Annotated in this window: 6 protein-coding genes; 1 reads left to right on the forward strand and 5 read right to left on the reverse strand. The window is 44.1% G+C overall.

The window, feature by feature from the left end; genetic code table 11:
* Positions 1-3 precede the first annotated feature (3 nt).
* The gene (locus HWQ23_RS23500; protein WP_292833592.1) at positions 4-3,228 is read right to left on the reverse strand and encodes a tetratricopeptide repeat protein; all 3,225 of its coding nucleotides are present in this window, start codon (positions 3,226-3,228) and stop codon (positions 4-6) included.
* 327 nt (positions 3,229-3,555) lie between these two features.
* Here HWQ23_RS23500 and HWQ23_RS23505 point away from each other — a divergent pair, with 327 nt between their 5' ends.
* On the forward strand, positions 3,556-3,732 hold the full coding sequence (locus HWQ23_RS23505) for a hypothetical protein (RefSeq protein ID WP_292833594.1): 177 nt from the start codon (positions 3,556-3,558) through the stop codon (positions 3,730-3,732).
* 117 nt (positions 3,733-3,849) lie between these two features.
* On the opposite strand, the gene HWQ23_RS23510 is transcribed toward HWQ23_RS23505, so the two are convergent.
* The 4 genes from HWQ23_RS23510 to HWQ23_RS23525 all read right to left on the reverse strand — a co-directional run bounded on the left by HWQ23_RS23510 (position 3,850) and on the right by HWQ23_RS23525 (position 7,917).
* Positions 3,850-4,017, reverse strand: coding sequence for a hypothetical protein (locus tag HWQ23_RS23510; RefSeq protein ID WP_292833596.1), 168 nt, complete (start codon positions 4,015-4,017; stop codon positions 3,850-3,852).
* A 145-nt stretch (positions 4,018-4,162) separates the two neighbouring features.
* Positions 4,163-5,239: a homoserine O-acetyltransferase MetX gene (metX, locus tag HWQ23_RS23515; RefSeq protein WP_292833598.1), complete on the reverse strand. Its 1,077-nt coding sequence runs from the start codon at positions 5,237-5,239 to the stop codon at positions 4,163-4,165.
* 208 nt (positions 5,240-5,447) lie between these two features.
* Entirely contained in the window at positions 5,448-6,752 is a 1,305-nt protein-coding gene (locus HWQ23_RS23520; protein ID WP_292833600.1) for an O-acetylhomoserine aminocarboxypropyltransferase/cysteine synthase family protein, read from the reverse strand.
* Positions 6,753-7,101: 349 nt separating this feature from the next.
* A complete protein-coding gene (locus HWQ23_RS23525; RefSeq protein WP_292833602.1) occupies positions 7,102-7,917 on the reverse strand; it encodes an SGNH/GDSL hydrolase family protein in 816 nt (271 codons plus the stop codon).
* Positions 7,918-8,367: the final 450 nt, after the last annotated feature.

The raw sequence follows: 8,367 nt of genomic DNA on the forward strand, positions 1-8,367 counted from the left end.
AACTTACGCAAAATATCTTTCATCTTGCTCCCACTCTCGCTTGATTTTCTCCAAATCCTTCGCCGCACCCAATTGCTGAAAGATTTGATGCGTTGTGTTGTAATGCTGTTGGGCAAGTTCTGTATTGCTGCGCTTACGCTCTAGCCGTGCTAAATCGTAGTTAACCTCTGCCACTAGGTGAGTCATCCCTAATTCTTCTGCTAATTCCAAAGCTTGTTTAGAAAACTGTTCTGCTGCTTCAAGATTACCGCGATCGCATTCATTTTCTCCTAAACAACTATAAGAATAAGCCATACCAGAGCGATCGACTAATTCTGTCATCACTTCTAAACATTGCCGATACAGGGTTTCGGCAGCATCCCAGTTGCCGCGAAGGCGCTCTATCTCTCCCAACAGTCCCCAACTAGTAGCCATTCCAGAGCGATCGCCTAATTCTGTCATCACTTCTAAAGCTTGCTGATACAGGGTTTCGGCTGCATCCCATTTGCCGCGAAGGTACTCAATATTTCCCAGCCCTTCCCAACCACTAGCCATACCAGAGCGATCGCCTAATTCTGTCATCACTTCCAAAGCTTGCCCATAAAGGGTTTCGGCAGCATCCCAGTTGCCGCGAAGGCGCTCAATATCTCCCAACACTCCCCAACTAGTCGCCATACCAGAGCGATCGCCTAATTCTGTCATCACTTCCAAAGCTTGGCGATACAGGGTTTCGGCTGCATCCCAGTTGCCGCGACATTGCTCAATATATCCCCACTGTCCCCAAATAGAAGCCATTCCAGAGCGATCGCCTAATTCTGTTCTCACTGTCAAAGATTGCCGATACAGGGTTTCGGCTGCATCCCAGTTGCCGCGACATTGCTCAATATATCCCAACGCTCTCCAACTATTCGCCATACCAGAGCGATCGCCTAATTCTGTCTCAACTTCTAAACATTGCTGATACAGGGTTTCGGCAGCATCCCAGTTGCCGCGATTGCGCTCTATATCTCCCAACACTCCCCAACTAGAAGCCATTCCAGAGCGATCGCCTAATTCTGTTCTCACTGTCAAAGATTGCCGATACAGGGTTTCGGCTGCATCCCAGTTGCCGCGACATTGCTCAATATATCCCAACGCTCTCCAACTATTCGCCATACCAGAGCGATCGCCTAATTCTGTCTCAACTTCTAAACATTGCTGATACAGGGTTTCGGCAGCATCCCAGTTGCCGCGATTGCGCTCTATATCTCCCAACACTCCCCAACTAGAAGCCATTCCAGAGCGATCGCCTAATTCTGTTATCACTTCCAAAGCTTGGCGATACAGGGTTTCGGCTGCATCCCAGTTGCCGCGATTGCGCTCTATATCTCCCAACAATCCATTGCAATTTGCAATAGCCCTTTTACTTTCTTGCTTTTGTGCAATGGCTAAAGCATTCTGAAAACATTTTGCTGCTTCATCCCAATTGCCTAAATCACGATGAATTATTCCAATGCATTGCAAGCAGATGCAGCGTTTCTCCTTATCTATCCGTGGCAAAACTTGTTCACATAAGTCTTTTAATAAACTCCAGTGTCCCCACCATCTCAGATATTCTCCCAGAGTTTCCGTTACCAAATCAGATGCTTCGCTGTAATTGCCCAACTGAAAAGCAAAATATTGAGCCTCCAGCACTGGGCGCAAATCTTCTAAAGTTTTAGGATTTTCAACATTTTTACCAGAGCAGTAAAACTTATAGATACTCTTGAGCAGATTGGGCAGTTCGTCTTGATATTCCCCTTGTAGAAACTCCACAATCACCCGATGCAAGTCATAAAATAGCTCACATTGCTGTTCATCATAGCGACTCTGCACCAAACTGCTATCGACTAATCGCTCTAAAATTGCTTGCGTTTCACTAATTTCTTCCTCTGTTAATTCAGGAGGTTCTTCTAATTCTGCTGCAATTTCAAAACGGCTATCCTTCTCCCGATCATCTGTATATAACCGCAAGAAAGTTAAACCTCGAATATCTATCCCCACTCGCAACACACACATGCTGCGGAGTAAATCTCGCGCTGCTTCACTTTGCCTTGCCAGTTGTTCTGTGAGAATAAGTTCAGCCTTTTTCGTCACCAACTCTGAATGGTTCCGCAGATACCCACGCTTACCCTTACCAATAGCCGCCAGTTGGGTTAACAAAAATACGTGTCCCTCAACGCGCTCAGATATCCACTGCAAATCTGCTACACTATCTTTCAGTTGGCGCTGTCGCAAAATCTCAACTCCCGCGACTGTCGCCACTCCAGAAATTCTCTCGATATACACCAATTCTGAATCTGGTTCCGCACCTTCATAGCGAATATCAGCTAAATCTGCTGGCACTTCTCGGCTAGTTAATAGGGTTTGTGATTGATGCTGCTGATAGACTAAAGCATTTAGCAGTTTACCCCAGTCTGCTGAAATCGCCCGTCCTGCTTGCGGATGGTTGGCAGGCTGTAAAATACTTTCTAGGTTATCCAGCACTACAAGAGTGCGTATTTGCGCTAACCCTTCAATAATTTTGGCTATCTTTTCATCAGCAGTTTTCAACGTGTCTGCTGTTTGAATACCCAAACCATTAATTAATAGAAATCCTGCCACATCATCAAAACTTGTCCCCTCCTGCGCTTTGAAATACATTACGCACTCATAAGCACACTCTTCTAAATTTGCCCCTTTTTCAACAGGAGTTTGGGCGGATCTTCCACAATTAATGCCCAGTGCTTCTAAAAGTTTTACGGCTAAACTGGTTTTGCCAATACCCCCTTGTCCAATGAGTGCCAATACCTTAAGCGGATTTTCTGGTTGCAGTAATTTTGTCTGCAACTCTTCAACAAGTTCATCTCGCCCCATCCAAACAGGTACTTCTGGGATAGCTTGATTAAGTACAACCCTTCTTTCTCTTGTGGGGTGGGCATCTTGCCCGCCCAAATCAATTTCGGTAAGAGATTGAGTCTCTACTGTCGAATCAGCCTTTTGCTGTTCCTGCACCACTTCCACATCAGTCTCGCTGAAATCAGCTATTTCTTGCACATTGAGTGATAATTTATTACAGATTTCTAAAAAATTCAAATGGTCAATATTTCTACCGTTTAGAAAGGAGTTGACTGTGTTTAAATGAACTTTTAACTCGTCAGCTAACTCTTGCTGTCGTGAGAAACGATTGCGCTTGAGTGCTTGCTTGACTTTTTGAATACAGTCTTTGCGAACCTTAGTTCCTCTCGGCATGGCTTAGGACAATACATTTATTTAAAGTCTAACAATCTGGGTAGGTATTACAGCGTTTTTCAAGGAAATAAAGCCAGGGCGAATGGAATTCGTGGCTACACAAACGTTCGCGTAGCGTCTCGCAGAGAAGTCCGCGGAGGCGGACTAATGAAAAATATAGGGTTTGAAACCCACGGAGGTGGGTTTTGCCTGTGTAGCTGCGGTTTCTAACCGCCCTAAGTTGGGAATAACTAGGAAATAACTCGGTAATAACTTCAGACAGCTTGGGACTGAACTTGTGATTGAGCATTGTTTCATGGAATTGTCAACCATTTAAAAGCAATTCTGATGAAACGTAAACAAGCCGAATTTATTCTGACAGTATTGGGTGTTGCTGAAGTTGTGGCTACTTTCTACACGATTTACCCGCCTGTAGCGATCGCACTAACTCCTTTAGCTATTTACTGTTTGGTAATCATTTATATTAGTGACGCAAAGAACAGTAAAAATAAACCCAATGCCTAAAGATGCGATCGCACTCCTGATTTCAAGTGCTTCGGCGTAGCCCGTCGTAGACATCGCTTTTTCAACTTTATCATTCTACCTCTAAGCCTCATTATTCCATCTCAGAACTCGGAAGGTCTAGCTTTTATCTCGAAACTTCATGCTCAGAACTCGAAACACCAAGCTTTTATCTCGGAACTTCATGCTCAGAACTCGAAACACCAAGCTTTTATCTTGGAACTTCATGCTCAGAACTTGAAACACCAAGCTTTTATCTTGGAACTTCATGCTCAGAACTTGAAACACCGAGCTTTTTTCTCAATCCATCGAGCTAGAAAGCTGGTAAGTAGATAAACAAAAATATTTACAGTCATTGCGAGCAAAGCGAAGCAATCGCAAGGGCTGGGATTGCTTCGCTCCGCTCGCAATGACATTGTGTAATTAATTATGTTTACGTATTTAAATCTAAACTTTGCACAAAAGAGATTAGTATTTCATTCAATGCAGCCATGTCAATTAAAAATGCATCATGTCCGTGGGTTGATTTCAGCCAAGCCAGTTGAGCATTAGGGATTAAATTTGCCAATTCTTGTTGTTCTACTGGAGGATAGAGAATATCAGAATCAATGGCGACAACTAAAGTCGGTTGCTGGATGCTTTGCAGAACAGATTCATAACCTGATAAATTAGGAACTGTGCGATCGCGTGCAACATCATGGCGATCCATTACGTGGGTGAGGGTAATGTAAGTGTTGGCATCAAATCGTTCTGTTAGCTTTTGACCCTGGTGCTGTAAGTAACTGGCTATAGCAAACTGCTCAGATGCATCATACTGCCGCCCAAAGCGGGTTGTAAAACTATCCCAAGAACGGTAAGTAGACATCGCCATCATCCGCGCCACTGCTAATCCTTGATTTGGCGGCGCATCGAGGGTGTAGTTCCCTGCTTTCCAGTTTGGATCGGCATAAATTGCCTGTCTTTGGGTTTCACTTAATCCAATACACCAAGCTGAATGCCTTCCAGAAACAGCAATGGGTGCAATCGCTTTCACCTTTTCTGGATATAATAATGCCCACTCCAGTACTTGCATCCCACCTAGTGAACCGCCAATTACTAACCGCAGAGATTGAACACCCAGGTATTCTAGTAGTAGAGCTTGCAAGTGAACCATATCTCGGATTGTAATCTCAGGGAAGAATACGCCATAAGGCTTTCCCGTTATGGGGTTGATAGTAGTTAGTCCCGTTGTGCCGTAACAACTTCCCAAGATGTTGCTGCATACAATAAAATCGCGTTCTGGATTGAAGGCTTTCTCTGAACCAAACAAAGGTTCCCACCAATCATCAGCGTCAGCCGAACCAGTTAAAGCATGACAAATTAGTACCCCATTATCGCCTTGGGCATTTAACTGTCCCCAGGTGCGATAAGCAACCTGAACCCCAGTTAATGTTTCGCCCCCTTCCAGTTGAAATGGCACTGTCATCTGGTAAAACTGGGTTTGCGGTGAGATGAAGTCTGAGTAGATCATAGGGAGTGGGGAGTGGGGAGTGGGGAGTGGGGAGTTGGGAGTTAGGAGTTAGGAGTTAGGAGTGGAGGAGAAGAATTAATAACCAATAGACATAGGCGTGAAATTAAATATGCGTTATCTAGAACCCTTGTAGAGACGTAGCATTGCTACGTCTCTACATTCTCGGAGATGTCTAATGCTCCATGCCCCATTCCCCATTCCCCATTTATTAACTCCTAACTTGCCGAAATGCCTGCTGGAAATCCTCTTTGATATCGTCGATATGTTCAATTCCCACTGATACGCGCACTAAATCGGGTGTCACACCTGCTGAAATCTGTTCGTCATCACTTAACTGTTGATGGGTTGTAGAAGCGGGATGAATAACGAGGGTTTTAGCATCACCAACATTTGCTAAATGACTCGCCAATTTTACATGATTAATAAAAGCTTTACCTGCCGCCAACCCACCTTTGATGCCAAAGTTTAAAACTCCCCCAAAGCCATGCCGGAGATATTTCTTCGCTCGTTCATGATATGGGTGATTGGGAAGTCCGGGATAATTAACCCATAATACTTGCTCTTGTTGCTCTAACCACCGAGCCAATTCTAGGGCATTGCTCACATGCCGATCTACACGTAAGGAAAGAGTCTCTAATCCTTGCAGTAAAAGAAAGGCGTTAAAGGGACTCAAGGACGGGCCAAAATCTCGTAACCCTTCGACTCTGGCGCGGATAATAAAGGCAATGTTCCCAAAGGAACCACTAGGGCCAAACACTTCTTGGAAATTCAGCCCATGATAACCGGGTGCTGGCTCGGTAAATAGGGGAAATTTGCCGTTACCCCAGTCAAATTTACCTGAATCGACAATTACACCACCAATGGAAGTACCATGTCCACCAATCCATTTAGTTGCAGATTCTACTACAATGTCTGCACCATGTTCAATGGGTCGAGCTAAATACCCACCAGCACCAAAGGTATTATCCACAATTAAAGGAATGCCGTTTTCGTGGGCAATGTGAGCTAAAGCGGCAAAGTCGGGAATGTTAAATTGGGGATTGCCAATGGTTTCAACGTATAACGCTTTGGTGCGATCGTCGATCGCCTGACGGAAACTTTCTGGATCATCTCCCTCAACGAACTTGACATTAATACCTAAACGTGGAAAAGAGACTTTAAATTGATTATATGTTCCCCCATACAAAAAACTAGTGGAAACAATATTATCCCCAGCTTGAGCAATGGTAGTGATTGCCAAAAATTGCGCCGCCTGCCCACTAGCGGTTGCTAATGCTGCTACACCCCCTTCTAAAGCAGCAATTCGCTTTTCAAATACATCCGTTGTCGGGTTCATGATCCGGGTGTAAATGTTGCCAAATTCCTGGAGAGCAAATAACCGCGCTCCGTGATCGGCGTCGTCAAAAACGTAGGAAGTCGTTTGGTAAATTGGTACAGCACGAGCATTAGTTCCAGGTGCCGGCTCTTGTCCAGCATGAACTTGCAGGGTTTCAAAACGATATTGTTCAGACATAAGCAGTTATTTTAGTTTTCAATTATATAAGCCGTGTAATATATTATTTGAGCGTTGTCCTAGATTAATCAACGGTAATTCGTCAGGCTTACCGTATTTTACAGCAGTTTTCATGTATTTGAACCACATATGTTGTAGGGGCGCACAGCTAGCTATGCGCCCCTACCGCGTCGTCTATTTACCAGACATAGGCGTGAAATTAAATATGCGTTACCCAGAACCCTTGTAGAGACGTAGCAGTGCTACGTCTCTACATTCTTTTTCACGCCTATGTCTACTTGAAAATAGCTGTAATCTAAAACATTTTTGACAGAAAGAATTTTATCCTTGCAAAAACTGATCAAGTAACTTAGGGAACCAACATTAAATCAGGATTAATCATCCCTGCCTCTTGAATTGTTGAAAAAGCAGTTTCCCCGATGATCCGATGAGCCGCAGCCGTCGGATGAATGCCATCCCAGAACAAAAACTGGTCTGGGTTCCCGCAGGCGCGATCGCCAGATAAACATGGACTGGTGACATTGGTAAATTTAAAGGCTGCCGGATTTGCAATCGCATCTCGATACAGGGCGTTAGCATCTAATAGTACAATCTCAAGATCGGAATGCTGTTGAGTTATGATCTTAAGCGATCGCCTCAAGCCTTGATTATGTGCTTGTGCTAATGCAGTGAGGCTCACAGAATTCTTACTGTTTCTAGTGGCAGGTAACTGTCCTAAATCTGGTAAATTTGCTACCAGAATCTTTTTAGCACCCACATCAGTTAAAGAGTTGATTGCCGTCGTCACATTTTTAACAGGAATAGTTGCACTGCTTACCCCTTGCAAATAATCATTTGCCCCTGCCCACAGCACATACAAAGCATCTGAATTCAGATGTTGATGTGCCTGCGTAAACGTCTGCACTTGATTTAGCAAGCTAGGTACATAGTTGTTGCCAACACTGCCAGTAGTTGCTCCTCCGTAAGCAAAATTGTGAGTTTGCTTGGAGGAGAGATGGAGGCTTTCGGCAAGATACTCAATCCAAACCCGACCATTCGAGTAACGCCCCTGAAAGTAAGCCCCGTTAGGTGGGTACATTCCTCCTGTCGCCCGGAATACCATCCCTGTATCTGAAAGACTGTCTCCAAATACGTAGAGTTCTGAGATGGAATGAGTTTTATCCATAAATTTTGCCGCTACAACCATGATAAAAATTAGGAGCGCAAGCCCCGTTCTTAAAAGCCAGTTTTTTCTTTGCATTAAACTTTTCTGCAAACCTTAAACACAATAGTTTTTAGAATTGTTGATGATTGATTATTGTTGTGAGTAAAGATTGAGCTTGCAATTGAGTACTTCTCTAAGTTAACAAGCTAGCTTCAGAGCTAGTGAGCAAAACCGGATACTTTCAGGTGTGGATTTTGCCAATTGTCTTTATGCAGTTTTCAAATGAATAAACCACACGCAGACCTCGCTTCCATTCCTTTCTCCTTCAAGGCTACAGTGTACACACAAGTCTTCTAAAGCTGCGCCACATTTTGCTCTGCAATGCCAATGCATCAACTTGCAATGCCAATGCATCAACTTGCAATGCCAATGCATCAACTTGCAATGCCAATGCATCGACTTGCAATGCCA

It is taken from the genome of Nostoc sp. JL33, assembly GCF_017114985.1.
Taxonomy (GTDB): Bacteria; Cyanobacteriota; Cyanobacteriia; order Cyanobacteriales; family Nostocaceae; genus Nostoc.